This is a genomic window from Nitrospira sp., assembly GCA_024760525.1.
Classification (GTDB): domain Bacteria; phylum Nitrospirota; class Nitrospiria; order Nitrospirales; family Nitrospiraceae; genus Nitrospira_D.
On record CP060499.1, the window covers coordinates 2,687,501 to 2,713,587 of the forward strand.

Annotated in this window: 27 protein-coding genes and 1 pseudogene (1 of these 28 cut by a window edge); 8 read left to right on the forward strand and 20 right to left on the reverse strand. The window is 56.6% G+C overall.

From position 1 onward, the window contains the following. A protein-coding gene (locus H8K04_12595) for a molybdopterin-dependent oxidoreductase (protein ID UVT14678.1) crosses the window boundary here: on the forward strand, positions 1 to 979 show its 3' portion. It extends 59 nt beyond the left edge of the window; only the last 979 of its 1,038 coding nucleotides appear in the window; its start codon lies off the left edge, out of view; its stop codon occupies positions 977 to 979. A gap of 142 nt (positions 980 to 1,121) precedes the next feature. Continuing rightward, positions 1,122 to 1,946 carry a hypothetical protein gene (locus tag H8K04_12600; GenBank protein UVT14679.1) on the forward strand — a complete coding sequence of 275 codons (825 nt, stop codon included), beginning with the start codon at positions 1,122 to 1,124 and terminating at the stop codon, positions 1,944 to 1,946. A gap of 76 nt (positions 1,947 to 2,022) precedes the next feature. Here the strand turns inward: H8K04_12600 and H8K04_12605 are convergent, their stop codons facing one another. The 5 genes from H8K04_12605 to H8K04_12625 all read right to left on the reverse strand — a co-directional run bounded on the left by H8K04_12605 (position 2,023) and on the right by H8K04_12625 (position 4,477). Further along, entirely contained in the window at positions 2,023 to 2,259 is a 237-nt protein-coding gene (locus H8K04_12605) for a hypothetical protein (protein ID UVT14680.1), read from the reverse strand. A gap of 54 nt (positions 2,260 to 2,313) precedes the next feature. Further along, a complete protein-coding gene (gene lspA / locus H8K04_12610) occupies positions 2,314 to 2,814 on the reverse strand; it encodes a signal peptidase II (protein ID UVT14681.1) in 501 nt (166 codons plus the stop codon). 61 nt (positions 2,815 to 2,875) lie between these two features. Continuing rightward, positions 2,876 to 3,331 carry a nucleoside deaminase gene (locus H8K04_12615; protein ID UVT14682.1) on the reverse strand — a complete coding sequence of 152 codons (456 nt, stop codon included), beginning with the start codon at positions 3,329 to 3,331 and terminating at the stop codon, positions 2,876 to 2,878. 80 nt (positions 3,332 to 3,411) lie between these two features. Continuing rightward, positions 3,412 to 3,645, reverse strand: coding sequence for a hypothetical protein (locus tag H8K04_12620; protein ID UVT14683.1), 234 nt, complete (start codon positions 3,643 to 3,645; stop codon positions 3,412 to 3,414). 277 nt (positions 3,646 to 3,922) lie between these two features. Further along, positions 3,923 to 4,477 carry a Slp family lipoprotein gene (locus tag H8K04_12625; GenBank protein ID UVT14684.1) on the reverse strand — a complete coding sequence of 185 codons (555 nt, stop codon included), beginning with the start codon at positions 4,475 to 4,477 and terminating at the stop codon, positions 3,923 to 3,925. A 155-nt stretch (positions 4,478 to 4,632) separates the two neighbouring features. Here H8K04_12625 and H8K04_12630 point away from each other — a divergent pair, with 155 nt between their 5' ends. The 3 genes from H8K04_12630 to H8K04_12640 all read left to right on the forward strand — a co-directional run bounded on the left by H8K04_12630 (position 4,633) and on the right by H8K04_12640 (position 6,855). Then, positions 4,633 to 5,289: a DUF2959 domain-containing protein gene (locus H8K04_12630; GenBank protein UVT14685.1), complete on the forward strand. Its 657-nt coding sequence runs from the start codon at positions 4,633 to 4,635 to the stop codon at positions 5,287 to 5,289. A 259-nt stretch (positions 5,290 to 5,548) separates the two neighbouring features. Next, positions 5,549 to 6,412 (forward strand): neutral zinc metallopeptidase, encoded by an 864-nt coding sequence (locus H8K04_12635; GenBank protein ID UVT14686.1) that lies wholly within the window; start codon positions 5,549 to 5,551, stop codon positions 6,410 to 6,412. Then, positions 6,409 to 6,855: an FUN14 domain-containing protein gene (locus H8K04_12640; GenBank protein ID UVT14687.1), complete on the forward strand. Its 447-nt coding sequence runs from the start codon at positions 6,409 to 6,411 to the stop codon at positions 6,853 to 6,855. The genes H8K04_12635 and H8K04_12640 overlap by 4 nt, the downstream gene beginning before the upstream one ends. Positions 6,856 to 6,954: 99 nt before the next feature. Here H8K04_12640 and H8K04_12645 read toward each other — a convergent pair whose 3' ends face one another. The 10 genes and pseudogenes from H8K04_12645 to H8K04_12690 all read right to left on the reverse strand — a co-directional run bounded on the left by H8K04_12645 (position 6,955) and on the right by H8K04_12690 (position 19,924). Further along, complete coding sequence (locus tag H8K04_12645) at positions 6,955 to 7,308, reverse strand: hypothetical protein (GenBank protein UVT14688.1); 354 nt, start codon at positions 7,306 to 7,308, stop codon at positions 6,955 to 6,957. A gap of 39 nt (positions 7,309 to 7,347) precedes the next feature. Further along, complete coding sequence (locus H8K04_12650; GenBank protein ID UVT14689.1) at positions 7,348 to 8,181, reverse strand: hypothetical protein; 834 nt, start codon at positions 8,179 to 8,181, stop codon at positions 7,348 to 7,350. A 173-nt stretch (positions 8,182 to 8,354) separates the two neighbouring features. Continuing rightward, positions 8,355 to 9,155 (reverse strand): ATP-binding cassette domain-containing protein, encoded by an 801-nt coding sequence (locus tag H8K04_12655; GenBank protein UVT17971.1) that lies wholly within the window; start codon positions 9,153 to 9,155, stop codon positions 8,355 to 8,357. A 30-nt stretch (positions 9,156 to 9,185) separates the two neighbouring features. Further along, positions 9,186 to 9,629, reverse strand: a pseudogene (gene rnhA / locus H8K04_12660) (ribonuclease HI). A gap of 92 nt (positions 9,630 to 9,721) precedes the next feature. Next, a complete protein-coding gene (gene aroC, locus H8K04_12665) occupies positions 9,722 to 10,885 on the reverse strand; it encodes a chorismate synthase (protein UVT14690.1) in 1,164 nt (387 codons plus the stop codon). A 7-nt stretch (positions 10,886 to 10,892) separates the two neighbouring features. After that, a complete protein-coding gene (gene aspS / locus H8K04_12670; protein ID UVT14691.1) occupies positions 10,893 to 12,656 on the reverse strand; it encodes an aspartate--tRNA ligase in 1,764 nt (587 codons plus the stop codon). After that, positions 12,653 to 13,498, reverse strand: a complete 846-nt coding sequence (locus H8K04_12675; GenBank protein ID UVT14692.1) for an rRNA pseudouridine synthase — start codon at positions 13,496 to 13,498, stop codon at positions 12,653 to 12,655. Before H8K04_12675 ends, aspS begins: the two co-directional genes overlap by 4 nt. A 152-nt stretch (positions 13,499 to 13,650) precedes the next feature. Beyond that, positions 13,651 to 15,207, reverse strand: coding sequence for a glutamine-hydrolyzing GMP synthase (guaA, locus tag H8K04_12680; protein UVT14693.1), 1,557 nt, complete (start codon positions 15,205 to 15,207; stop codon positions 13,651 to 13,653). A 78-nt stretch (positions 15,208 to 15,285) separates the two neighbouring features. Beyond that, on the reverse strand, positions 15,286 to 16,752 hold the full coding sequence (guaB, locus tag H8K04_12685) for an IMP dehydrogenase (protein ID UVT14694.1): 1,467 nt from the start codon (positions 16,750 to 16,752) through the stop codon (positions 15,286 to 15,288). A 205-nt stretch (positions 16,753 to 16,957) separates the two neighbouring features. Beyond that, entirely contained in the window at positions 16,958 to 19,924 is a 2,967-nt protein-coding gene (locus tag H8K04_12690) for an SMP-30/gluconolactonase/LRE family protein (protein ID UVT14695.1), read from the reverse strand. Positions 19,925 to 20,177: 253 nt separating this feature from the next. Here H8K04_12690 and H8K04_12695 point away from each other — a divergent pair, with 253 nt between their 5' ends. The 3 genes from H8K04_12695 (at position 20,178) to H8K04_12705 (ending at position 21,228) form a co-directional block, all read left to right on the forward strand. After that, positions 20,178 to 20,387 (forward strand): hypothetical protein, encoded by a 210-nt coding sequence (locus H8K04_12695; protein UVT14696.1) that lies wholly within the window; start codon positions 20,178 to 20,180, stop codon positions 20,385 to 20,387. 106 nt (positions 20,388 to 20,493) lie between these two features. Beyond that, on the forward strand, positions 20,494 to 20,667 hold the full coding sequence (locus tag H8K04_12700; GenBank protein ID UVT14697.1) for a hypothetical protein: 174 nt from the start codon (positions 20,494 to 20,496) through the stop codon (positions 20,665 to 20,667). Positions 20,668 to 20,718: 51 nt separating this feature from the next. Continuing rightward, a complete protein-coding gene (locus H8K04_12705; protein ID UVT14698.1) occupies positions 20,719 to 21,228 on the forward strand; it encodes a cytochrome C in 510 nt (169 codons plus the stop codon). 1,128 nt (positions 21,229 to 22,356) lie between these two features. Here H8K04_12705 and H8K04_12710 read toward each other — a convergent pair. The 5 genes from H8K04_12710 to H8K04_12730 are packed head-to-tail and all read right to left on the reverse strand — an operon-like array spanning position 22,357 to position 26,046. Next, on the reverse strand, positions 22,357 to 23,337 hold the full coding sequence (locus H8K04_12710) for a hypothetical protein (GenBank protein ID UVT14699.1): 981 nt from the start codon (positions 23,335 to 23,337) through the stop codon (positions 22,357 to 22,359). 11 nt (positions 23,338 to 23,348) lie between these two features. Then, positions 23,349 to 24,137, reverse strand: coding sequence for a hypothetical protein (locus H8K04_12715; GenBank protein ID UVT14700.1), 789 nt, complete (start codon positions 24,135 to 24,137; stop codon positions 23,349 to 23,351). Between the two features lie 3 nt (positions 24,138 to 24,140). Continuing rightward, a complete protein-coding gene (locus H8K04_12720) occupies positions 24,141 to 24,659 on the reverse strand; it encodes a hypothetical protein (protein ID UVT14701.1) in 519 nt (172 codons plus the stop codon). 10 nt (positions 24,660 to 24,669) lie between these two features. Next, positions 24,670 to 25,380: a hypothetical protein gene (locus H8K04_12725; protein UVT14702.1), complete on the reverse strand. Its 711-nt coding sequence runs from the start codon at positions 25,378 to 25,380 to the stop codon at positions 24,670 to 24,672. 30 nt (positions 25,381 to 25,410) lie between these two features. After that, positions 25,411 to 26,046, reverse strand: a complete 636-nt coding sequence (locus H8K04_12730) for a hypothetical protein (GenBank protein UVT14703.1) — start codon at positions 26,044 to 26,046, stop codon at positions 25,411 to 25,413. Between the last annotated feature and the right edge of the window lie 41 nt (positions 26,047 to 26,087).

The window sequence follows — 26,087 nt, forward strand, 5'->3', positions numbered from 1 at the left end:
TCTCGGAACCTTGGCAGGCAGCGTCGGCGGCTGCGATGCCGTCGGCGGCGTGTTCGGTCGTATGTTCGCCGTCCCTTCCCGTGACACCACGTATTTCACACCAAACTCCAAATTCTACATAGTCAATTATGCTGATGGGGCCGTCTCCGCCTCACGCGATCTGAACATTGAGCAGTGGAAGCTGAACATCAAAGGCTCGGTGAAAACACCGATGTCGCTCGGCTGGCGCGACATTTTGAACCGCGATTCCTATGATCAGATCTCCACCTTGATGTGCATCGACACGCTTCCGGGGGGCGACAGTATCGGCACGGCGACCTGGCGCGGCATCTCGCTCAAGAAACTGCTGCTTGATTGCGGCGCCGATGCTGACACGGCGCGTGATGTCGTGTTCCGCGCCATCGACGGCTACGATGACAGCATTCCGTTCACCCGCGCGATGCAGGACGACGTCATGCTTGCGTTCCTGATGAACGGCGAGAAGCTCGCGAGGGAGCACGGGTTCCCCCTCAGGCTGATCGTGCCCGGCCTGTATGGCATCAAGAACGTGAAGTGGATCGTGGAAATTGAGGTCTATCCGGGGGATTACAAAGGCTACTGGCAACGCAAAGGCTGGACCGATGACGGCACGATCAAAGTGTTTTCACGTATCGATTCACCAGGGCATTACCAACCCTTGCGTGGGCAAGAGCACACATTTCGAGGCGTTGCCTTCGGCGGACCCAACAGCATCAGCAAAGTGGAATTGAGCTTTGATGCCGGACGCACCTGGAACGACTGCCAAATCGAACCGCCCATGTCGCCCTATTCCTGGGTCATCTGGAATTACACATGGCGGCCGACAAAACCCGGAAAATTTCAGACCGTCGTTCGCGCAACCGATACCAAGGGACAGCTCCAAATTGCCGAAATCGTCCGACCTCAACCGGCCGGCGCCAGCGGGTATCACACGATCATTTCCGAAGTAACAGAAATTTGAGCACGTCGCCGCTGTCATCCTCGGACGTTTAGCCACCTCAACGTTTTCACCACCTACGCTTCAGCGCCCAAACGCTTTGTGTATCGTAAGCCTTCCTTACTGACCTAAAATTGGAGTACCATGACGCCATTGGAGAACACTGATGGCTGATCCGCCGCTGTCAACTCCAGTTGCGCACGGTGATTACCGGCAGAGCGCACTTGAGATTTCGACGGTCCAATCCGCTGACGATGTGCTCCAGCAAGCCGACGCCCTTACGCGGCGCGACTCGCGCGCTGATTTGATGCAGGCTGCTCAGTACTATCTTTCTGCCGCTCATTTTCTCGAAACCCAAGATCCTCCCAAGTCGATACAGGCCTATCACAATGCCGGGCAGCAACTGCATTGGTTACAGCAATTCGCGCAAGCCGGACGGGCGTTTTCCAACGCCGGCCGAGTGGCGGAACGAGCGGCGGCGGCAATGCCTGCCGGGCCGGACCAACATCGGTTACAGCATCTCGCCGTGCGGGCCTATTCGCGATCGAATAATTCTTTCGCCGAAGCGGGCGAGTTGGATGCGTCAGAAGCCGAATACCTGAACGAACGAAACGCGCGACTCGTGTGGTCTAAAATGCAAGGCAAGCATCCGTTGGCGCTTTCGACATGGAAGGTGACGAGCAATTTCGGCACGAGCATTTCGCGTTGGATCGCATGGATCGGCGGAGCGCTCTTGGGATTCAGCTTGCTGTACGAGTTGTTCTTCCGTTTGCATTGGTTCGAACCGATGGGTAACACAACGCCTTCACCCTGGATTCCCTTGTGGTCCGGATTTTATTACACCATTAACGTCACCTCGTCACTGGCGCTCGTGGAATACCAACCGGTGCATCCCATCTGCCAAGCTGTGGTCATGCTTAACGTGATCGCCGGCTATCTCCTCCTCGGCATCGGCATCGGCATGGTGGGACGCATGATGCGAACCCATTAGTGCATCAGGCCGGTCGAAGAGAAACTCGGATGTCGTCGCGAAAGGACCGGCGATGATCCCCGTTTGCACCCACTTTTTATTGAAGGAGTGAGTCCCGAGCGATCTGGTCCTTGCGGATCTCATATTCTTTTTGATCGATCTTCCCAGCCTTGAAGTCTTGCTCCACCCGATCTTTCTGGCGCTTGAGGTGATACTCATAGCCGCCGCCGGCCGCCCCGGCACCGACTACCCCGCCCAAGATGCCGCTTCCGACTGCACCTGAGCACCCTGTGAGCAACGTCAAACAGACGATGGCCAACGCTAGATTTTTCATACAGACCTCCATGGAATCAACGGTCGAATTTCTCGCAGCTGCAAGAATTCAACCCTATCCATTTAAGGATGTACGCGGTCGCTGGAACACCTCAAGGACAAGCAGCAAGATACCGATCGTAATGCAGACATCCGCCACATTAAAGATGCCGGTGCGGAAATTGCCGATACCGAGATTCATGAAGTCGATGACGCGCCCGTCGTGAAGCACGCGATCCAGGAGGTTGCCTATGCCTCCGCTCAGTACGAGACTCCAGGCGGCGGCCGAGAGCAACGGCACCTGTTTGGCGACGAAGAGAAAGATCGCCAACCCGGCAAGCCACAGCGCGGGGAAGACTTGAAAGAGCATGACGCGCAACCCTTCGGAGAACCCTGTGCCAAGACTCAAGAAGGCCCCCGTATTCTCAGCATATTCCAGGCGAACGATATCGTGGAACCAGGACCGGGGAGGCTCAAAGGACAAGTATTGTTGGGCCGCATCCTTCGTGATCTGATCACAGCCTACACAGAGGATGAGTACCAGAAGAATCAACGTGCTTCGTGTTAATTGAGGCATGCTGCTCTAGTTTACCCATGCATCGAGGCTTTTGACACAAGCGCTCCTCACACACCGGATTTCATCTGTTTCGCCGCCAGACCTCGAAGAGCTTCACCCCCTCCTCACGAAGCACGTCTGCCACCACGTCCACATTGCTGCGGCTGAGCTGATTCATCACCGAGGAAGGAATGTGAATTTGACGGATGCCGGCCTTGTCGGCATCCTCGATTCGGCTGGCGTATACGATCCTCGCGATCTTCGCCCAGACGCAGGCCGCGAAGCACATTGGACACGGTTCGCAAGTGCTGTACATCGTTGCTGTGGGAAGTTCGAGCGACTTGATTGTACGGCCGGCTTCTCTGATCGCCTGAATTTCCGCATGAGCGGTCGTATCCATGCCGGATTTGGCGCTGTTGTGCGCGATCGCGATAACCTGCCCTCGGCTGACAAGACACGCGCCGAAAGGCATCTCTCCCTTCTCGACCCCCTGCCGGGCCGCTTGAAGAGCCAGCCGGATGAAATCCGCATCAGACATGGCGACTCGCTGCTGGATGTGGGGGCTGATCCGGATACTTCCCGAAAGGACGTCAGGCTTCTGGAAATATCGAAACCTTATTAGGACGACTTTTCCTTGCGTGGCCGACCGACGGGCAACTTGCCACGTCTTTTGCCGAACCGCTTCCCTTTCTCAAGTTTCTTGAGCGTGGATAAAATCGCGGATTCGACGACACCCGTTAGCGTCAGCTTGGGGCTCCAATAGACGACGGTTCGCAACCGTTCCACCATCTCGGCAGAAAGAGACAGCGTGACTCTTTCCTTACGTTTCATGGTCTGCCGTTTGTGTTTCATGCCACGATCTCCTTCACGACCGGACTAATCCTTGGAATCCGAACATATACTTGCATATCATGCCCTATCCCTCCGCGCAAGTACACTTTGCGGACAGTTACCCAGCTGGTCATTTGAGACAGGAGGAAGTTACGTAAGCAGACGCGCTGCTCTTGTCGATACATCTCAACTAGATAGAGGGATGATCTGCGTGACTCGCACAGGCACGTCACAAGACAATCGGGCCGGAAAGTGAGTTCATGCAACCTGTCAAACGTGCGTCATGCCTGTCAACGAATCAAAAGCCAATACCGAATCCGCCACCGCCGCCTATTCGCCCACCAGAGCCTCCGAAGATTCCAAGCGAAAGACCGGGCCTCGGTCGAGCGTAGTTCGGAGCTTGTTCCGTCCAGGTATGCAAATGTTTCACGATCAGGACAGGGTACCGATACTCGACATCGTCAAGATGCTCGGTCTTTTCCCCGGCCACCTCGCCGACAACCGTCATCTTCGTTCCGTTCACAATGGTCGCAGGATCCAAGAACTCCTGCCGGAGTGCGAGAAATCGGCCTTGTGACTGTTGGCGGTCAAAAATCGGTTTCTCTCCGTTATCGAGCGGTAATTGCAGGAATTCGATTTGGGTGCCGTCTTTCAGCCGCTTTGCATTCAACACTTCGCCACCCAGCACCAACACCTTCCCCTTATGCGCGAGTGGAGCATCCACGACTTCGCGAAACGTGACCGCTCTATCGACGAGAGGCTCCAGGGGTTCAGGGATCACTCGTTGGCTCGAACACCCGGCCATCACGACGATCATCACCAGGCAGCACGACTTGAGAGACGGCAGACGCATATCGCTACTATAACGCGATGACTGGGCTGTTGCTACTTGTGAAAACCCTGAATGTGACGCCCTACCGTCTTTCCCCTCGTCCTTGCTTCAGTTATGATAGAGAGTTAGGTGTGGTGTGCCGAACCCTTGGCTGTGTTCCGTTCAAAGAGGTGAACATGCGGAATTTAGTTCTGACCGTCATGCTGCTGTTCGTCCCGTTTGGCCTTTCTGCTTGTGACAAGGCCTATATCGCCACCATGGAAAAGATGGGCTACGCCAAGCGCGACATTCTGAGCAGCCGCGTCAAATCGGCGCGCGACGCTCAAGAGGACGCCAAGAAAGACATTCAGAGCACTCTGGATCAGTTTGGGAAAGTGGTTTCTTACGAAGGTGGAGATCTGGAAGCGACCTATAAGCAATTGAGCGGGGAACTGGAGACCAGTGAAGACAGCGCGAAGGCGGTCCGGAAGCGAATCGCGGATGTCGAAAGCGTCGCCGATGCCCTTTTCTCCGAGTGGGAACAGGAGCTCAGCCAATACTCAAGCGCCGATCTGCGCCGAAAGAGCCAAGCCAAACTGACCCAGACCAAGAGCCGCTACAAAGATATGCTGGCGGCCATGAAACGGGCTGAACAGCGGATCGAACCGGTTCTCAGACCCTTGCGCGACCAAGTGCTCTACCTGAAACATAATCTGAACGCGCGTGCGCTTGCGGCCATCAAGGGCGAACTCATCAAGGTTGATGCGCAGGTCGATCAGCTCGTCAAAGACATGAACCGTTCCATCGCCGAAGCCGATAAGTTCATTCAGTCGATGGAGAAGGAATCGGACTAACGGACCGTTGAGAAGCTAGGATAACGGGATAGGCAGGATGGTCAAAAAGGCCGTCGTTCTCACCCGCCCACCCCGACGCGCCAAGACGCGCCGTTCCGCGGGCAAGGCCGCAGCGGGCGAAGCGGCGAGGCGCATTCTTGTTCACCCACCGCCCCGAGCTGCTCCTAGCAGCTCCAACCCGGTGGTACGTTGAGCCGTTGAGCGATGCGAGAACGAAGCTGGTGGACTTTTTCAGTATCCTGCGTGAGGGAGGGCCACGATGCGTACTGAAGGCCAACGCGAAAGCGACAACATTGAAGATCGCCGCGGCATGGGTCCGGCCCGTATCGGACGAACAGGTGGCTTGGGTATCGGCACCATCGTGCTGGCGCTTGCCGTCAGCTATTTTACAGGCGCCAATCCTCTGACCATTCTGAACCTCCTGACCGGTGTTCAGAGTATGACCGAGGTCTCCGCGCCATCGCAATCGGGACCGGTCGGTGCACCGACCGACCAACTCGGCCGGTTTGCTTCCGTCGTGCTGGCCGATACCGAAACGACCTGGCGCACCCTCCTCGGTTCCCGTTACGAAGACCCTCGCATGGTCCTCTTCACCGGGGCCGTGCAGTCGGCATGCGGCACGACCTCGTCGGCCGTCGGTCCCTTCTATTGCCCCAATGATCACCGGGTTTATCTGGACCTTGCCTTCTTCGACGAAATGGCGCATCGCTTGGGTGCCGTGGGCGACTTCGCTCAGGCCTATGTCATCGCCCATGAAGTCGGCCATCATGTACAAAATCTCCTCGGTGTCGCGGAGAAGGTCCACCGTCTTCAACGTCAGGTCTCCGAGGCGGAAGGAAATGCTCTGTCGGTCCGAATGGAGCTCCAGGCCGATTGTTATGCCGGAGTCTGGGGCCACCACGCCAAGCGGGAACGGAACCTCATCGAACCGGGAGATTTCGAGGATGGGCTGCGCGCAGCCGCCGCCATCGGAGACGACCGTTTGCAAAAGATGTCACGTGGACACGTCCAACCGGAAAGCTGGACACATGGCTCCTCCGAACAGCGGTCGACATGGCTTAGACGCGGCCTTGAATCCGGCGATCCGTCGGTCTGCAACACATTTGAAGCCAAACGGTTATGAGCGACGCAGCGAGTAAATCGCAGGGAGGTCTCTTCGCTAAGGCGCTTGCAGCGATCCTGGCCAATCCTCCCTGGGCCGCCAAATCATTTCTTGCCGCCGGCGCAACGACTGTCGCCGGATTCGGCGCGTGGTTGAGCGACATGATGTCGCCGGCCCTCGCGCGTGGAGGGGCCTGCTTCATCGGAGGATTTTTGGTCGGGTGGGCACTTCGAAAAACCCTGATGATCGGGCTGTTGATCACCGGTTCCTTGCTGGCGCTCATCGCTACCCTCAAGACGACCGGCTGGATTCACGTGGAGTGGAGCTTGCTCGAAGCGGATGTCACCCGTAGTCTCGCCTGGGCGCAAGGAAAAGCCGAGAGTCTGAAAGAAGTCTTGACCGGTTACCTGCCCTCAGTCGGCGCCGGCGGGGTTGGAGCCCTGTTTGGGTTTCGAAAGAAATAGGGTGGGTCATCCACCAATTCCGGTGCTGTGCCGTACGAAACGTTATTCACTCACGATCATACAATGATCAGCCGGTAGTCGGTGCACCGGCTTGTTCGTTCAGCGTTTGGTCACCGATCGAACATCCAACATCCCCAGGAAGTGGCCCTCGATCGTCACCTGATCACCGTCTTTGAGCAACACGGTTCCCGTCTGGCAGAGGGTCGCATAGCTCGCATCGACAACGCCGGTCTCATCCTCTACTGAAAAGGCCTGGATACACTTTTCCAATTTCGTCCTTTGGCCGATGAAGTGATTCATCCGGTAGTTCCGCACGGTGCCTTCCACCTGGACCACTTTCATCTTGTACGCTTCCGGATACGTGAACAATGAATTGATCTTGACCGGCTCGGCGGCCCATGCGGCCGATGCCAGCAGCCCTATAGCCAACGCCATCGTTCCTGTTGATCTCATCGCGATCCTCATCATGGATTCTCCTGATCTTGAGGTTGGTCAGTTGAGTGGAACTTGACGTAACGATTGTCCCGTCGCGGCGCTGTAGGCCTCTGCCAGAGTGTGCACTTCCATCACCTGGACGGATCGCTCAGCTCCGGTGAAATTGAGATGGCTATTGTCCAGTCCATCCGGCACGATCATCACACTCTTTTTGAGATCCCGACAGGCACTCATCTTATCCACCAGCCGCCCGACGGGTCTGATCTCAGCATCCGGCTCGATGGTTCCCGACATGCACACATCTTGGCGAATCGGATCGCCGAGCAGTGCCGAAACGATGCCCACGGCAAAAATCCCGCCCGCGCTGGGTCCATCCAACCGAGTCGGAACCAGGATGCGCACGCTCAGGTATCGAGGATCATATCCCACCGCCTTTGTGGCAACCGCGACAGCCGTATGAAACGAGTGGACGGCTGCAGGAAGCAGGTTCGAATCGCCCAGAATCTCCGGCCCCTGTCCGTCGGCTTTGTATGCGACCGTGAGTTGCGCCACCAATCCTACCCATGAGCCGGTAATGAAACCGACCTTGTCCTGCCCGATGCTCAAGAGCGGTAACGGCAGAGACACGTCGGAGAATGGTAATGGTTTCCTGCTATGGAGCTGCTGTGATGGATCGAGGGAGACAGCTCCGGATACAGATGGCTGAAGGGCGCCCGCCGACGAAGGTCTGGGACGTGGAGAAATTTCCAATGGTGAATAGGTTTTTGGTTCACCAAGTTGCCGGCAACCCGGCAACCCGCGGTCAGTATAGAGGTCCGACTGACCCCTGCGCGGGCAGACCCAGGTTTCGGCCCATCCTGATTGCTCGTGCACTTGAATTGCCTCCAACATACACAGAGCTGCCAACAATACAAAACGGTAATGCGGAGACAGGGAGGTCAGGAGGTTGCGTAACGTGCCCGGCCGGCTTCTCATACCAATATCGGAAGCCTAGCTCCGGTAGGGACATTCGTCAAAACAAAGCAGTTATTGCGTGCAGAATGGATACGGGTGGCGCACGTGCATCATCCCGGCAAGGCCTGATACCACCCGTTGGCCTGGACGAGAGTCATCCTGCTCTCGAAGAGCCCGCTGACTCGATCATCCGTGAGTAATGTGGATTTGTGACCGTCCGCGAGAATTCTCCCTTCCTTCAGGAAAACCACGCGATCAATATCGGGGGGAATTTCATGCAGATGGTGAGTCACGAGCAGAACGGTCTTGCCTTGTGCGATGAGCGCGCGCAGCAGATCAAGATATTGAAAGCAGGCCTTGAGATCGAGGCCGCTCGTCGGCTCGTCCAACACCAACACCGACGGATCATGCACCAGCGCCCTCCCGAGCAGAAACCGCCTTTGCTCACCGGTGGACAGATGGCCGAACCGTCGTCCGGCCAAGTGCGCAATGCCCAACTCCTGCATCAGTTCATGTGCCCTCGCGACATGTGCTTCGCCGAACTCTTGATACTCATAGGTATCGTTGCTTGCATAGAAGCCGGAGAGGAGGACGTTCAATCCCTCGGCACAGATCAAATAGTCTCGTTGAAGATCATGCGACACAATGCCGATTCGTTTCCGCACATCCCACACGTTCCATCGCTCCTCACCGAACAGCACCACACGTGTTTCGTCTTTCGGCATGGCATGCACTTCGCCCAATAACAACTTGAGCAACGTCGATTTCCCCGCTCCATTGGGTCCCAAAATGGCAGCATGCTCGCCAGTTTGCAGCGCAAAGGAGAAATCTGAAAACACGCAGGTCTCGCCTCGATAGACCGTGGCATGTTGGATATCCAGAATTGGAGGAGAATCGGCTGGATCGTTGATCTTTTTGGATGGATCACCGACCGGTCGGCCGACGGACTGACCAGCGCGGCGAGCCCGCTCAAGGCCGGCACGCGCCAACCCATCGACTCGTTCGTTGTCCGGATGACCGTTGTGCCCCCGGACCCAGTGCCATTCGAGCGTATGCTCCGCCGCCAAGCGATCGAGACGTCTCCATAAATCCTCGTTCTTCACCGGTTCTTTACCGGCAGTCTTCCATCCTTTCCGTTTCCAGCTGTGGATCCATTCGCTGATGCCTTTTTGCACGTACTGCGAATCGGTATACACCCTGGCCGTTACCGGCGATGCGAGCGATTGCAAGGCTTCGATAACCGCCAGCAACTCCATACGGTTGTTCGTCGTCGCCGGCTCTCCGCCACACAATTCTGTTTCCTGATCGCCATCGCGCAACAAGACCCCCCATCCTCCAGGTCCGGGGTTCCCGCTGCACGCGCCATCTGTATAGATTTCGATCATGTGGTCATGTCCACTCTTGCGTATCAAGCCGCGCCGCTTGCCATTCAAGCCGGCGGATGGCATATGGGACGGCTCTTACTCATCGGCATGTACTATGCTTCGGCGGGATCGGAGTTGATTTTCGCAGCTGGAGTCTTGTTCGTGGAAACAGGGGATTTCTTCAATGAGCCTGCGATCTTGGGGGTCTTCGTCGTCACATCGGCATTTTGGGCGCGATGCAGCAGCGCATGATCCATCAGGACGAGAGCCATCATGGCTTCGGCAATCGGCGTCGCGCGAATGCCGACACAAGGATCATGGCGGCCGTTGGTCTCGACCGTCACCGGATTCCCGTGCTTATCGATCGACCGGCGCGGGATACGGATGCTCGACGTCGGCTTGATCCCGATCGTCACGACAATATCCTGCCCGGTTGAGATGCCACCCAGAATGCCACCGGCATGATTCGTCACGAATCCCTCCGGCGTGAGTTCGTCGCCATGTTCAGACCCACGTTGGGAAACCGAAGCAAAGCCTGCCCCGATCTCAACTGCCTTGACTGCATTGATGCCCATCATCGCTGCAGCTAAATCGGCATCCAATTTCGCGTAGACCGGCGCGCCCCATCCGACCGGCACATGCTCAGCTATGGTCGTGATCCGTGCCCCTACTGAATCACCCGCCTTCCGCAGCTCATCCATGAACGATTCCAGCGTGGGCACCACATCCGGATCGGCGGAGAAAAACGGATTCTGTCCCACGACGTTCCAATCTTTAAACGGCAATTCATGAGGCCCCAACTGGCTCAGATATCCCCGAATCACGACACCATACTTTTCGTTGAGCCACTTCCTGGCAATCGCAGCCGCGGCGACGCGAACGGCTGTCTCTCGGGCCGACGCTCGTCCTCCTCCTCGGTAATCGCGAATGCCGTATTTCTGCCAGTAGGTGTAGTCCGCATGCCCGGGACGGAAGGTATCGATCAGATTCCCATAATCGCGGCTTCGCGCGTCCTCATTGCGAATGAGCAGCGCAATGGGAGCTCCGGTGGTTTGGCCTTCAAACACTCCGGACAGGATCTCCACGCGATCCGATTCCTGGCGCTGGGTCACATGCCGGGAGGTACCGGGCTTCCGGCGGTCAAGATCCTTCTGAATATCTTCCGGGGAAAGCGCGAGACCAGGCGGGCAGCCATCAACCACGCACCCGATCGCCGGTCCGTGGCTCTCTCCGAAGGAAGTGACGGTGAAGATACGGCCAAACGTATTGCCAGCCATAAGGGATCTACTCCACGAGATCCAGCTTAATGCGCAGCTCCTTCAATTGCTCTGGGCCGACGGCAGACGGCGCATCGGTCAGCGGACATTGCGCTTTCTGGGTCTTGGGGAACGCGATGACAGCGCGGATCGAATCGGCATGGCCGAGCAGCATAACCAATCGATCCAATCCGAAGGCGATCCCGCCATGGGGCGGCGCGCCGAAGTCGAGCGCTTCCAGCAGGAATCCGAATTTAGCCTGCGCTTGCTCCTTGCTGATGCCTAAGAGATCGAGAATTCGCAGCTGCACCTCGCTTCGGTGGTTGCGGATACTGCCGCCTCCGATTTCACTTCCGTTGAGCACCATGTCATAGGCCTTGGCCCTGACTTTCAACGGCTCCGAGTCCAACAGCTTCAAGTCTTCGTCCATCGGCGCAGCGAAGGGATTGTGCATGAAGACATAGCGCTTTTCCTCCGGCGAGTAATCCAACAGTGGGAATTCGGTGACCCATAGCGGCTTCCAGGCGGTCTTGTCGATCGCATTGAGTTCTTCCCCCAACAGCAAACGGATACGACCCAGCACGTCGTGCACGACCACCGGCTTATCGGCACCGAACAATACGAGATCGCCGGGTTTGGCATCGGGCAATGCGGCGGTAAAGGCCTTCGCATCCAGGAATTTTGCAATGACTGATTCGAGCTGACCTTCGGCAGTAAGCTTGAGCCAGGCCAAACCCTTGGCGCCAAAGCTCTTCGCCGTTTCGCCCAGCGCATCGATTCGTGTGCGCGAAAGCGCCGCTCCGCCTTTCACGATCAACGCTTTGACGATCCCGCCCTTGGTCGCCGCATCTTTGAAGACTTTAAACTCGCTCGACGCGCCAAACGCCGTCACATCGTGGAGCGGCATGTCGAACCGGAGATCCGGTTTATCTGACCCGTAGCGGCCAATGGCTTCCGCATAGGTCATCCGCGGAAAGGGTGTCGGCAACTGCACGCCGCCCGCTTCACGAAACACGGTCACGATCATCTGCTCCATCAAACTCATGACATCCAACCGATCCACGAACGACATTTCCAGGTCGATCTGGGTGAATTCCGGCTGCCGGTCGTTGCGGAGATCTTCATCGCGGAAGCAGCGCGCGATCTGATAATAGCGATCGACCCCACTGACCATCAGGACTTGTTTGAACAGTTGCGGCGATTGCGGCAAAGCAAAGAACTGTCCGGGATTGACCCGGCTCGGCACCAGGTAATCTCTGGCGCCCTCCGGCGTGCTTTTCGTCAGGATCGGGGTCTCAATCTCCAGGAACGCTTCGGCATTCAAGAAGCCCCTCGTCGCCTGCATGATCCGATGGCGCAGGCTCAGGAGCCCCTGCATTCTCGGGCGGCGAAGATCCAGGTAACGATACTTCAGGCGGATGGCTTCCGTTACTTCTGCCTCGTCTTCAATCAAGAACGGCGGAGTCTTCGCTTCATTCAGAATCTCCACCTCATCGACGAACACTTCGATCTCGCCTGTCGAGAGATTGGGATTCTTCGACTCATCCGGCCGCGCCATGACTTGGCCGGTGACCGACACGACACACTCGCTGCGGAGTGAGTGCGCAGCCTGATGAACCTTGAGATTTCGTTCGGCGTTGAACACGACCTGTGTAAGACCTGTCCGGTCGCGAAGGTCGATAAAGATGACCATGCCGTGGTCTCGCCGCCGCTGAACCCAACCGTTCAGGACGACAATCTGGCCAACCTGTTTCTTGTTCAACTCGCCGCAACGGTGTGTGCGATTCTTCATACAGCTTGCACCTTCTTCGCTGACAACTTCTTCGTTTTGTCCGGCTTGGCCCATCCAGCCTGTCTCGCCGGTCGTTTCGATCTGAACCCCTGCTCCTCTCCCCGTTCAACAGCCTCTCGTCGCTCTTCAACCAGTTCCCGCAAGGCATTTGCTTCACGATCAGTCAAGAACCTGAACTCTCCCGGCGCGAGATCCCCCAGAGAGAGCGGCCCCATCCGAACCCGCATCAACTTGAGCACCGGGTGCCCGACAGCCTCCAGCATGCGTTTGATCTGATGCTTGCGCCCCTCGCGTATGGTGATTTCCAACCACGAGTTGTGCTCAGCCTTCTTTACCTTCTTTACGTACGCCGGACCGGTCATCCCATCTTCAAGGCGGATCCCTCGTTCCAACTTCTTGATCTGTTCATCCGTTAAAATCTTTTTGACCTTAATCAAGTAGGTCTTAGGCACATGGTACCGAGGATGCAGCAACGCCTGGGCCAGGTCGCCGTTGTTCGTCAGGAGCATCAATCCTTCACTATCGAAATCGAGCCGTCCGACCGGAAACACCCGAACGTACACACCCCGCAAGAAATCTTTCACCGTCGTCCGTCCACCCGGATCGTCCAGCGTGGACATCACATTCTTGGGTTTATGCAGAATCAGATACACGAACGGCTGCGCCGAAGTCAGATGCTTCCCATCCACCTTCACGTGATCACGCGCTGGATCGACCTTTGTCCCGAGTTCAGTGACGACCTTCCCGTTCACCGACACCCGGCCGGCAGCAATCAACAGTTCCGCCTTTCGGCGCGACGAAAGCCCGGTCCCGGCGATGAGTTTTTGCAGTCTGACTTCCATCGACTCTAACTCCCCTCTCTAGGCTGGAAGTAGTCCTACTGGCTCTCACTGCGCGCATTCAGCGAGCACGGCCCGATGAAGAAATTTCAGTAATAGAATCCGCGTGCGCGCTGAGCGAGCACAAGAGACAGTGGGGCTGATTCCAGCACATCCTATTCCCATTCAATCGTACTCGGCGGTTTCGAGCTGATGTCGTACACGACCCGATTCACGCCTTTGACTTCGTTGATGATTCGACTCGACATCCGGCCGAGCACGTCGTTCGGAATCCTCGCCCAGTCGGCCGTCATACCATCCACGCTGGTGACGGCGCGTATCGCGATCACGTTTTCATAGGTTCGCTGGTCGCCCATCACCCCGACCGTTCGAATCGGCAACAGCACGGCAAACGCCTGCCAGATCTCCCGATAGAGACCGGCACTCCGTATTTCCTGATCGACGATCGCTTCCGCCGCCCGCAGAACCGCCAACCGCTCCGTCGTCACGGCCCCCAGCACGCGGATCGCCAAGCCGGGGCCCGGGAACGGTTGCCGCCAGATGATGTCGTCCGGCAATCCCAATTCTTTCCCCAGCACCCGCACTTCGTCCTTGAATAGTTCGCGGAGCGGTTCGATGAGCTTCAGTTTCATGCGCGCGGGTAATCCGCCGACGTTGTGATGCGTCTTGATGGTCGCCGAAGGCCCCTTGAAGCTGATGCTCTCGATGACGTCCGGATAGAGCGTACCCTGGACGAGATACCTGACACCTTTCAATTTTTTCGACTCAGCCTCAAAATGCTTGATGAACTGCCGGCCGATGATTTTTCGCTTTCGCTCCGGATCTGTCACACTTTTCAGACCCGCGAGGAATTGCTTGGTTCCGTCAAGAATTCTGAGATTCAGATGGAGCTGCGAGGCGAAGGTTTTCTGCACTTGATCACGCTCACCGGCCCGCAGGACACCGTTATCAACAAAAATGCACGTCAACTGATCACCGATGGCCCGATGGGTCAGCGCCGCCGCGACCGATGAATCGACGCCTCCGCTCAGTGCACAGATGACCTGTTCCTTGCCGACCTGCTCTCGTATCTGCTTCACCGCCGTCTCGACATAGGACTGCATGGTCCAGGTCGGCTTGCAGCCGCAAATCTCGTACACGAAGTTACGCAGGATTCGCGTGCCCTCCGGCGTGTGAGCCACTTCGGGGTGGAATTGCAGGCAATAGATTCTCCGCTTGTGATCCTTTCGCTTCATTGCCGCGACGGGCGAATTGCTCGTGTGCGCGATCGATCGGAACCCAGGCGGCATCCGTTCGATGCGATCACCATGAGACATCCACACGGCTGTCTGCTTCTCGGTTCCCACTCCTAGAAACAGATCATCCGCGTCGTCGATCGTGAGATCCGCTCGGCCATACTCTCGATGTGTCGACTTGGCGACGTCCCCACCGGAGAGATGCGTCACCAGCTGCATGCCATAGCAAATACCGAGGATCGGAATGTTCTGATCGAGAAGTTCCTTGGGCACGAGCGGCGCCTTTTTTTCGTAGACGCTGGATGGTCCGCCGGATAGAACGATGCCCTGCGGACGATACGCAAGAATCGTCGCCAAGGAAACCGTGCAGGGAAGGATTTGCGAGTAGACTTGGGCTTCGCGAATGCGGCGAGCGATCAGTTGAGTGTACTGCGACCCAAAGTCGAGGACCAGAATTCTATTGTGCCAAAGTTCCATAGGGCCGTCGTTCGCTTGGATGAGGAAAACAGAAAGGTGACTGCGAGATACGCTTCACGAGAGACGTTTCACGCGGGGCTATTCCCAATCCATCCGGTAGTTCGGTGCCTCTTTCGTGATAATGACGTCGTGCACATGGCTCTCGCGCAGGCCGGCCACAGACTGCCTGATGAACGTCGCATTCTGCTGCAGGTCGGCAATCGTTTTACAGCCGCAATAGCCCATCCCCGACCTAACGCCGCCGACCAGCTGGTAGACAACTGCCGCCAGCGGACCTTTATAAGGAACACGGCCTTCAATTCCTTCGGGGACCAACTTCTGCGGCGCGCGCCCACTCTGCCCGTACCGATCTCCGCCTCCTCGCTCCATCGCCCCGATGGAACCCATGCCGCGATAGACCTTATAGGTTCTGGCTTGATAGAGCACCGTCTCGCCCGGGGATTCCTCCGTTCCGGCAAACAGACCGCCGAGCATGACGGACGAGGCGCCCGCAGCCAGCGCCTTCGTGATATCACCGGAAAACTTGATGCCCCCATCGGCAATGATCGGCACCCCGCTTCCGCTCAACGCCTTGGCGCAATCCGCGATGGCAGTCAGCTGCGGCATCCCGGCGCCCGACACAATCCGCGTGGTGCAGATCGATCCCGGTCCGACCCCGACCTTCACGGCATCGACACCGACTTTGAGGAGGTCTTTGGCCGCCTCTGCGGTTCCAATGTTTCCCACAACAAGTTCGAGAGCCGGATACAGTTTCTTGATCATCTTCGCGGTATCCAGCACCGCTTGCGAATGACCGTGTGCCGTATCGATCACCACGAGATCCACGCCTGATTTCTTCAGGAGGGTCACGCGCTCCTCGGTATCCTGCCCGACACCGACCGCCGCCCCGACCCGTAATCTGCCATGGCTGTCCTTACACGCGTTGGGATATTTAATGCGCTTTTCGATATCCTTGATCGTAATGAGACCCTTCAGTTCAAATTGCTTGTTTACAACGGGCAACTTTTCAATCCGATGTTCATGAAGAATCTCTCTCGCCTTCTCCAGGCTGGTTCCTTCAGGAGCCGTGATCAACCGGTCCCGCTTCATCACCTGCGCCACTTTCAAGTCCATGCGGGTTTCAAATCTCAGATCGCGGTTGGTGAGAATCCCGACCAGCTTGCGTCCCTTCGTGACGGGGATGCCGGAGATCCGATATTTCGCCATCAATTGGTGGGCGTCACGAATCGTCTCGTCGGGGGAGATCGTCACAGGATCCAGGATCATACCGCTTTCTGACTTTTTGACTTTATCCACCTCGACCGCCTGATCCACCGGCGATAGGACCCGATGAATAATGCCGATCCCCCCTTCACGCGCCATCGCGATCGCCAGTCGCGCCTCCGTCACCGTGTCCATGGCGGCACTGAGGAGCGGGATATTGATCCGGATGTTGCGCGACACGAAAGTACTGGTATCGACTTCACTAGGTAAGATCTGTGACTTGGCAGGCACGAGGACCACGTCGTCATAGGTGAGGCCCTGTCTCGGTTCTTTGTCAAGCATCGTACCCTCTTCTAGCAAGCTGTTGAAAAAGTCCGCCAGCTGCGTTCTCGCGGCGCTCAGAGGCTCAACGTACGGCCTGGGTAAACGCCTGTTCCGACAGGCGATGGGTGGGCCGGGTAAAAATAGTTTACGCATCGCCTCTTCACTTGCTGCGGCCTTGCTGGACGGTCTTTTTGAACAGCCTGTCGGCTCATGTGAGATCCTATTAGACGTTCTGGGTGCGTTGCGCGTTGTCCAAGTCGGCCAATTCCTCGGCCTCGTCTTGTAATCGCTCGCTGCCCTCTTCCGCCGGCATGAACTGCTGAACCCGCGTGTTGCCGCTATCCACGACGAAGACACTGCCTTTTGCGTCAACGGCGATCCCGTATGGGAAATTGAATTGCCCGTCACCGTTGCCGAACCCGCCCCACTGAGTGATGAAGTTCCCCTCTCGGTCGAACTTTTCGATCCGATGATTCCCGGTATCCGTCACATAGACATCTCCGGCTCCATCGATGGTGATGCCCCATGGCGAACGTAGTTGTCCGGCCTCTTGAGCCAGTGAACTGCTGGCATGCCCCGCCGACGGACTGCCGCCCCACTTCGTCAACAACTGCGGCAAGACATTGGTGCTGGTATCGAATTTCTGGATACGGTGATTGCCCATATCGACGACGTAGACCGACCCGTCTTCTTGATCGACCGCCACCCCGCGCGGGAAATAGAACTGCCCATCGCCGTTCCCGAAGCTGCCCCAAGCCATAATGAACTCGCCCGCCATGTCGAACTTCTGCACGCGAAAATTGGCGCTGTCGACGACGTAGATATAGCCGCGCACGCGGTCTACTGCAATACCCCAGGGAGCATTGAACTGCCCCTCCCCATTTCCACGCGAGCCGAACTTCATGAGGTAGCCGCCGAGTTTTCCGTCGAACTTCTGAACCCGGTGGTTGTTGGTATCGACGACCCACACGTCGCCCTTGCCGTCGCAGGCAATGCCGGTGGGATTGTGAAAGTTGGAATTCGCCGAACCGAAACTCCCCCAGAGAATGATGAAACTGCCGGCGTTGTCGAACTTTTGCACACGATTGTTTCCATTGTCGACGATGAACAGCGATCCCTGCTGATCCACGCAGAGTCCGTACATCGGCGCCAGAAATTCGCCGCCATGCAAGAGCGACGCGCCACGTCCGGGTTTGCCCCATTTCGACACGCACAGGTAGCCGGAAGTATTGACGAGAATCGTCGTGGTCGCAGGAGTGGAGATGTTGTTGCCGATATCCTTGAACCACACATAAATCGTCTTCTGCCCATCCGCTGGGGATAGGAGGAAGGGAATGGTAGCCCCGAACTTGATGGCCGGAGTCACATCCACCCACCCCGGAGTTCCGGCCACCGGAGTCAGCGGACTTTCAGAGATGAAATAAGCGCCGACCCCCGAGTCCAAATCGGTCGCCGAGATCGTCACCACGACGTCCGGCGAATTGGTCATGAACGCCCCGTGATTGATGACCGCGTACGGATTTTGCGGGGCCGTAATATCAATGAGCACGGGCGTCGCCGTGACCTCTTCCGATAATCCGCTTTCCGCTTCGTTCTCGAACACCGCCGTCACGGCATAAAAGTACGGCGTATCGTTGGTCAGGCCCTCGTGGGTATAGGGATTCGTGACACCCTCGATCTTGGTGGCTCCCTGAGTTGTGAGATGAGGAGCGGTGCTGAAATAGAGATTGTAGGACTGCGCGCCCGCCACCTCCATCCAACTCAAGAACGCTTCTGTATCACCAGGCTTCACGGCGAGACTGCGGGGCGGCTGCACGGCCCCGGCTTCTACCGCCTGGATCGGCTGCTCTTTGCCACGATTGATCTCCTCTTCGGTCGGCACATACTTCAGAACACGGTTGTTGCCGCTGTCGGCCACAAAGACGCAGCCTTCCTTGTCCACGGCGATGCCGTAGGGGAAATTGACCTGCCCTTCCGTTTTACCACGATTGCCGAACGAGCAGAGGAACGTTCCATTGCCGTCGAATTTCTGAATCCGGTGGTTGCCGCTGTCGACGACATAGACGTTGCCCAGCGCATCACAGGCAATCCCCCATGGCGCCTTGAACTGCCCGGGCCCGCCGCCCTCTCGCCCCCATTTCGTCAAGAAGCTTCCCCGCGGATCGAATTTTTGAATACGGTTGTTGCTCTCGTCGGCGATATAGATGTTGCCGACGAAATCGACCGCCACGCCGCGCGGGAAAAAGAACGCGCCGTCGAAACTCCCGTCACGTCCCCACTTCAGCAGCGGCTGGCCGTCGGCTTGAAACTTTTGAATGCGCGCGTTGCTGGTATCGGAGACGTAGACGTTGCCGTCTTGATCCGTCGTAATCCCCCACGGCACGTCGAACCGGCCCATGTCGGCTCCGCGCCAGGCGAACCCAAACTTGCCCCAGGCCTTCTGCACGTTGCCTTCCAGATCGAACTTCTGCACTCGATTGTTCCCGCTGTCGGCCACGTACACGACATCATCCGGCCCCACTGCTAAGCCGCGCGGATAGTAAAACTGGCCCTCTTGCGTGCCGGGTTCACCACCCCATCGAGCTAAGAACTTTCCGGCCTTGTCGAATTTTTGGATCGAATGGTTGTCGGTATCCGCAACATAGATGTTACCGTCCTTGTCCAGCGCAATCCCTGTGGGTGAGCTGAATTCACCCTCATCGACGCCTTCGTGGCCGATCACCATGGCCAGCAGATAGGGCGAAGGAATCGCCATGACTTCTTGCGATTCAGGGCTTTCCCCCTTTGGGGTCACTACCGTGACGACATAGTGATAACAGGTTCCATTGGCAAGATCGTCGTGGAGATAGGGGCTGGTGGCGCCTTCCAAGCACGTCGCCTTGTCTTTCTTGACTCCGATCACGCTTTTGAAATCCTCTGAGCTGGCGATGGGTCGGGTCAGTTCCGAAAACTTGATCTGCACGCCCTTGGTGGTCTGGAAATACAGGTTGTAGTACATGGCGTCCGGAATCGGATCCCACGTGATCGTGATGCGTCCATTACCAGGTTTGGCTTGGACATTCTGGGGTGGAGACGGCAGCTCTTCGTCCTCCACCAGCGAATCCCCTCCGCCCCACTCTCCCTGGATTCCATCGACAAAGAGACGGTGCCGATCGAATTGAAACATTTCGTCAAAAAGCCAGGCTTTCATCACGGTATTGCCTCAGGGTGGTTCGTAAAACGGTTCAGAAACAGCGGAACTTTCAATCGCTTAGACTTGGATTGGTCACTCTAGCAAAGCGATGGAAATGGAGTCAAGGCAACCGCCATTGGCCTTCTACAACAGAGTAAAAGAGCCTCTATGGTAACCACAGCCGGATCGATTACAATGCGCCGTTCACTCAATGCGCAATGAACTGCGGGATGGTCGTCCGAATTCAGAAAGGAGCACGACGGAGGCAGCGATGCGGAATTTCATCCTAGGCGTCATGATCGGTGTACTGCTGACCTCGATGGGCGTACACGCAGCCGGGAAAGACGGGTTCGGAGGTAACGCGAGGTCTCCACGCGTGAATGATGAACGGGAACGCCAATTCCAGCTTGAACTCGAGCATATGCGCAAGCAGACTGAGTTGGAACAGGCGCGGATGCAAGGACAAAAGAAGCCTTGTTAGTACCCAACCGAACAATGGCACGGTGACTCAATAGTTCGTCACAGAGGAAACAACCACTGAACGAGCTCAGTATCAATAACCATAGCGGATTCAAAGGTGAACGATCATGAGAATGTTTCAGGTGAGGCAAACGGTAACGTATGAACTGACGACGGCGGCAGGAACTGAGCAAGAAGCCATCCTGAAGGCGAAAGGCATTCCCCTGACCCAGTGGACCGCCGAGGCCGACGAGATCACGGCGGAAATGCTCGATGAGACCGATGAAATCGACGAATATTGAGATTTGATCAGCCTGACCGTCACCACATCTACGTATGGAGGAGAAAGAACGATGCTCAAGTTTCAGATCGCCCGAGTTTCAACCCTCAGCCTCGTGCTCATTGGAGCAATGATTGCTCCGGCATTCGCGGGTGACACCGTACGTGCAGGCGGTCAAGCAGCGCCATTGGACAAGAAAACGGAGGAGCGGGCGAGATATGTCATCAAGATCGCCGGATGCAATGATTGCCACACAACCGGCTATGCGGAAGCGGCCGGCAAGATTCCCGAGAAAGACTGGCTCAAGGGAGATGCGATGGGCTGGCGCGGTCCCTGGGGCACCACCTATGCGAGTAACCTGCGGCTCTATATGCAGAATCTTTCGGAAGCCCAATGGATCAAAGTCTCGCGTTCAATCGAGCTTCGCCCGCCCATGCCATGGTTTGTCCTTCGTGTGATGACTGAACAGGACCTGCGGGCGATGTATCGATTCATCAGGAACCTTGGACCTGCCGGCGAACCGGCTCCCAGCTATCTCCCGCCGGATCAGGAACCGCCGAAGCCGTATATCCAGTTCCCATAGCTGCCAGAGATTCAGGACAGGATTTCTCTGTCGGGTTTCGGAGGATCACACCAGTCAATTCTTTTTCCGGAATATTCAAGGAAGATATGATGAGGTGCACGTGTCAGAGGTTGTTTCAACTACAATGTGCATCATTCGAACGACGAAATTAAGTTACAAAACACCACGACGGTCGAAGACTACAGTTTGCTGCCGCAAACCTCTCACTATTCGCCACGCACCGGCGCATGAGTGACAAACCTCCCTCACGAATCGCCACCTTCGTGTTCGATGGCGACCTCTATTGCTGAAGGCTCGGCACACGCTACCGGTGCCCGCGGCCATTGATTCACTACGCGGTCAGGCAACCATCTGGTCGCCCCGTTCGAGCTACTAACTCTTTTTGTACACGACTAAGCCACCGATGAAGATTGCAAGCATGACAGACGCGAACATCAAAAAGGTACTATCCATGGCTCACTCCTTTCGTTTGTGCCATGAGCTCAGACGTTGCGCTTCTCACATTGCTTTCTCAAAAAAGGCCTTAGACGCTCTGAACCTTTTCCCTCGTCTCAATCTGATTCATTCCTACGAAACCCGAATGGATTCACTACGGGCGACCCTTTCCCGATGGGTAAGGCCGCCCGTGCATGGCGCTTAGGGCACCAAAAGAATCCCTTAATTTTTGAGACCCGCGCGAAGCGTGGGCCAATGGGTGGAAGAGTGCTCCATGGGAAGCACTGAGATTCGCTTGCCAGCGTACCGTTACGCCAACCTCAAATCTCCACAAGGCGTATCTGACATTTAAATCCCCTACGCGGGGAAACGACAGCCGATGGAGAAGCGGCTAGCGTGACTGGCGCGGCACCCGCCCATAGCTCGGCGGGCCGATGTGATCCGGTGGACTAAGGTCTTCCATTTCCACCTCCTCCTGCTACGGAATGACTCGAAGCTTATAGAATGCGACAAGTCAATGGACTATTTTCTCAATACTCCCGTTCCAGCGTCTTTGTCAACTAAAACAATCCAGCGTGCATCGGCCATAGTTGAAAGCATACAGCATGCCACTCCCAAACGAAGCAAAATCCGAAGAAGGCACCCTACAATTTGGTCGACACGGTTCAGAATGGTCCGCAGGCACGTGCACGATTACCGTTGCACGCGAAGGATGGGACCAAGAGCAAGCCATTTTGCCGGTCCTAGAGCAGCCATGTGGGGCAAGTGGGCGACATACCACAATACGACATCCTGCTCTTGGACTCCCTGATTGTCCTCATCGTACCCGAGTTGGCCGCGGGCACCGAAGCTCCAGGGAATGTCCTCGCTCACATTGGCGCGACGAATCGCAACATCAAAATCAGCGAACTCGTCCCGTTCGCCATCGTCCTTTAATGGAGCATACCCGGCACCGGGAAGAATCCAGACCCCATGGCCGTTCACCTGATCCCGAACCAACCAGGTCTTGTGGAGTGCGGAAATTTTGACATCGTTACGCTCGTTCATGTATTTCCGCCAGCCGGGCCCCCATCCTTTATCCGGTCCTCCTTCTTCATAAACGAAGACCTGATCCATGCCGTTGCCGTTGATGTCGAAATCAAACCTCCAGTATGGATGATGGTCATGATTCGTATTGCAGGACAGACCCCGGCTCTGAACGACGGGCCGCAGTTCACCATCATCTGATAGATGCCACGACTGATAAATATGATATTCACCGATCCGCGCATACGCGCCCACCTCAAGCCACTTCACATTATTCTGGGCGGCGCTTTCCATGCAGACCTTCTGATTCCCACAGTTCACGATCGGCACGAGGTCCTGCCATCGCAGACGATCTTGAAACGGCCCGCACCGGCCGCTGTCGGCCCGCGAACCGAACCAGGTAAAAGGATTCCACCAAACCCGTTCTTTGACATACTTGACACGGATCACCGGCATGCTGGCCTTGTTGAGAATCAACTCATCCGCGTACTTGACGTTTCGCAATGCCAGTCCTGTATTGTCTCGAACCTCCCAGTCGAAACTCCATCGCCCCCAGTCCACATGCTCGGATTGAGTCTCGGCAAACAAGGGCTCGGACAGTCCCACGGCATAGAGAATGATCAAGACGCCCAATAAGATTCGCTTCATCTCATTTCCTCTTATGAACGAGGCGGTTCCTCTCCGGCATCCAAAACCCTATCCTCCGTCAAATCGACCACCGCCCAATATTTCGGATCTCCGTCCTGTCCTTGGGAAAACGTGATCCAAATCGTGCGGTGGGCATATCCAGGGTCATTCCTGAAGATTCCTCGATCCGGTTGCATGAGTAATCCGTGGCCTTGGAGCTGTTCGACCTTGCCGGCCAGACGTGGGTCCGCTTTGGCGAGTTCGATCCCTCGCTGCACATCTTGCTGGCCTTCCGGCGGCTGATATCCTTCAAGACGAGCCGCACTGAGCACATTCATGTCTTTCATGCGAACGTCCACGGCGACGTTTTGTCCATAGCTGTAATAGACAAGCCGTGTAAGGCTCGTCGTATGCCGGCAACACCCATGAGAAACCTTGCCTTCCGGCGGCACCCGGTCAGCCTCGACGAATGCCCAGCGACTCCCCAGCAACGCCATCACACGAGAATCGCTCTCGGCCGCTTTCCGCAACGCGGCCACCTCGGCGGCGGTCAAAACCACCGAAGCATTCGTCGACCGCTTCACGGCCGCATCCAGGGCGGCACCGACCATCTTGGGTTTGTGGTGACCGACAATATCTTCTCCGGTGAATTGGAGAGGGTGGGGCGCAGGAGCTTTTCCGGGAAGTTTGACTTTCTGCACCGCAGTTTCAGGGTCTTCAGGTCCGAACGGACCACGAGAACCGGCATCGAGACTGCAGCCGCAACCGACCGCGATAACGATCCAGAGTAAGCATGTCCGTCTAATCAGCCGGTATCTCATGGCTCACACCGCAAGCTTACCGGCGATTCCCAAGGCAAGCTTGGACATTTGCGCAGCGGCCTTGATGACGGCTGCCCGTTTCTTTCGTGAAGCGGCGTCGAGGATGGCCTCCTTCATGAGCTCTTTGTACGTCTTGATCTCGTCCTTGCTGAACGGAACGATTTGGGCAATCGTCTCATTGTTGAAGGTGTTGGCCAACTGCAGGTAGAGATTGGATATCTCCGCCGCGTAGATCCCGCGCCGAAGGGGGTCGTTCTTGTAGGTCTCGAATTTTTTCCGTAGCGCCGCGACGGCTTCCAGGAGCGCCTTCTGGCGGACCTTGGTTTCATCCTGTTTTCCCACAGCGAATTCCACAACACCCAGCTGATCGACCAGCGCCTTGGCCTCTTCACGGGCATGATCCACCTGGACGGATAAATCGCTGATTTCCTGATTCGCGCTTTCAGCCGTTTCCATCAACTGCTTGATCAGGCTATCGTTGTCTTCGAGAAAACCGACGACCCCCGCGATGCTGGTCTCCATGGTGCCTCCTCTATTGCCCGTCGTCTTTCTTCAGCTTATCCAGAAGGTCGACCAAGTCGGACGTGAAGGTATGCGCGCGTTGCAAGGCCCTCATCCTAACGATGCGCGAACCCACGACTTCCTCCAGCGCGTCATTGACGGTCCGCGAATGGTTCACAATTTCCATGATCCGATCCGACTGTCCCGGAGCTTGTTCAATCAAGGCCGACACAAACTCCGGGTCGACCGACGCCAGGCCCGATTTGTCGGCATAGCGCTTCAGCTGGGCATGGAGCGCCGCCGTACGTTTCCATGAGTCGTTCAACGCATTCGCCGCATCGCGCAAGCCGCAGAAATCTTCCTCAAACTGATCCCAGACGGCCTTTTCCAAACCTTGATAGTCGGAGAGATACATTTGCCCGACGAGATAGGCTGCTGCATATGCTGACTCCCCCTTCTTCCCGGCGGCGTTACGGTACGGGGCGAGAACGAATTGATGTTTGGCCTCATGCGCCTGCAAGGCCTTGAAGCTCTCGCGCAAAGAGCTGCGCGCCTGCTCCAGAAGCTTGATGCGTACTTCCGTTTCTTTCTGGAATACATCGATGTTCGTCTGAGCGGCATCGATTTTAATCCCTTCCTTCTGAATAAGATCGCGTACGGCATCGCTATGAATCGAGTGGCATCCTAATGCGCTCATCAGAACGAGTCCGAGACTCCAAACCATGGTTCTTCGTAGGATCATGCTGGTCTCCTCCCGCTCACAGGATGGACATCATCGGCGAAGCGTCCGCACCGCTTCCGCGAGCGACTGCACATCGTTGCGTGACAAGGTGACGTCGATATCCAGGTATTGCTTGATGATGGCATTGACCCGTCGAACCGCTTCGACGTTGGTCCGGTACTGATCGAAGGCCGTCAGATCCACCGCGGACGACGTCTGCGAATCTTTCGCGACACGCTGCTCGATCCGACCGATCAGTTCAGGAAGCTTTTGCAGGAGATTGTTCATGTCTCCCATACCTGCCTGAAAAATAACCTGCCCGGCGGGTCCCTTGCGCTCTGGAAGATTTTTCAGCCGAATCTCGTTGACCAGCGCGATGATCTCCGCCCCCAGCAGGTCGGCATCATCTTTGGCCAACTCGGGGTCGGCCACATCGGTCAGTTTGGGGTTGGTGGTGGCCCATTGCAGCGCCAAGTTGAGCTTGAGCCGAGTTTGAACGTAGCGATACCATTGCTGATGCCGCTCGGTCACGTTGCTGACCAACTCGCGGTACTCCTGCATCAGTCGTTCACTCTCGGCATAGGCCTGGTCTTTGGCGATCAAGGCTTGCTTGACTTCGGGCGGAGTGGCGCAACCGACACACAGCAACAGACTGAGTGAGGTAATAAAGATGTGCGCCGATCTCATCGTGATTCCTCCTTCCGACTCATGCCGGAAACGATCATGCA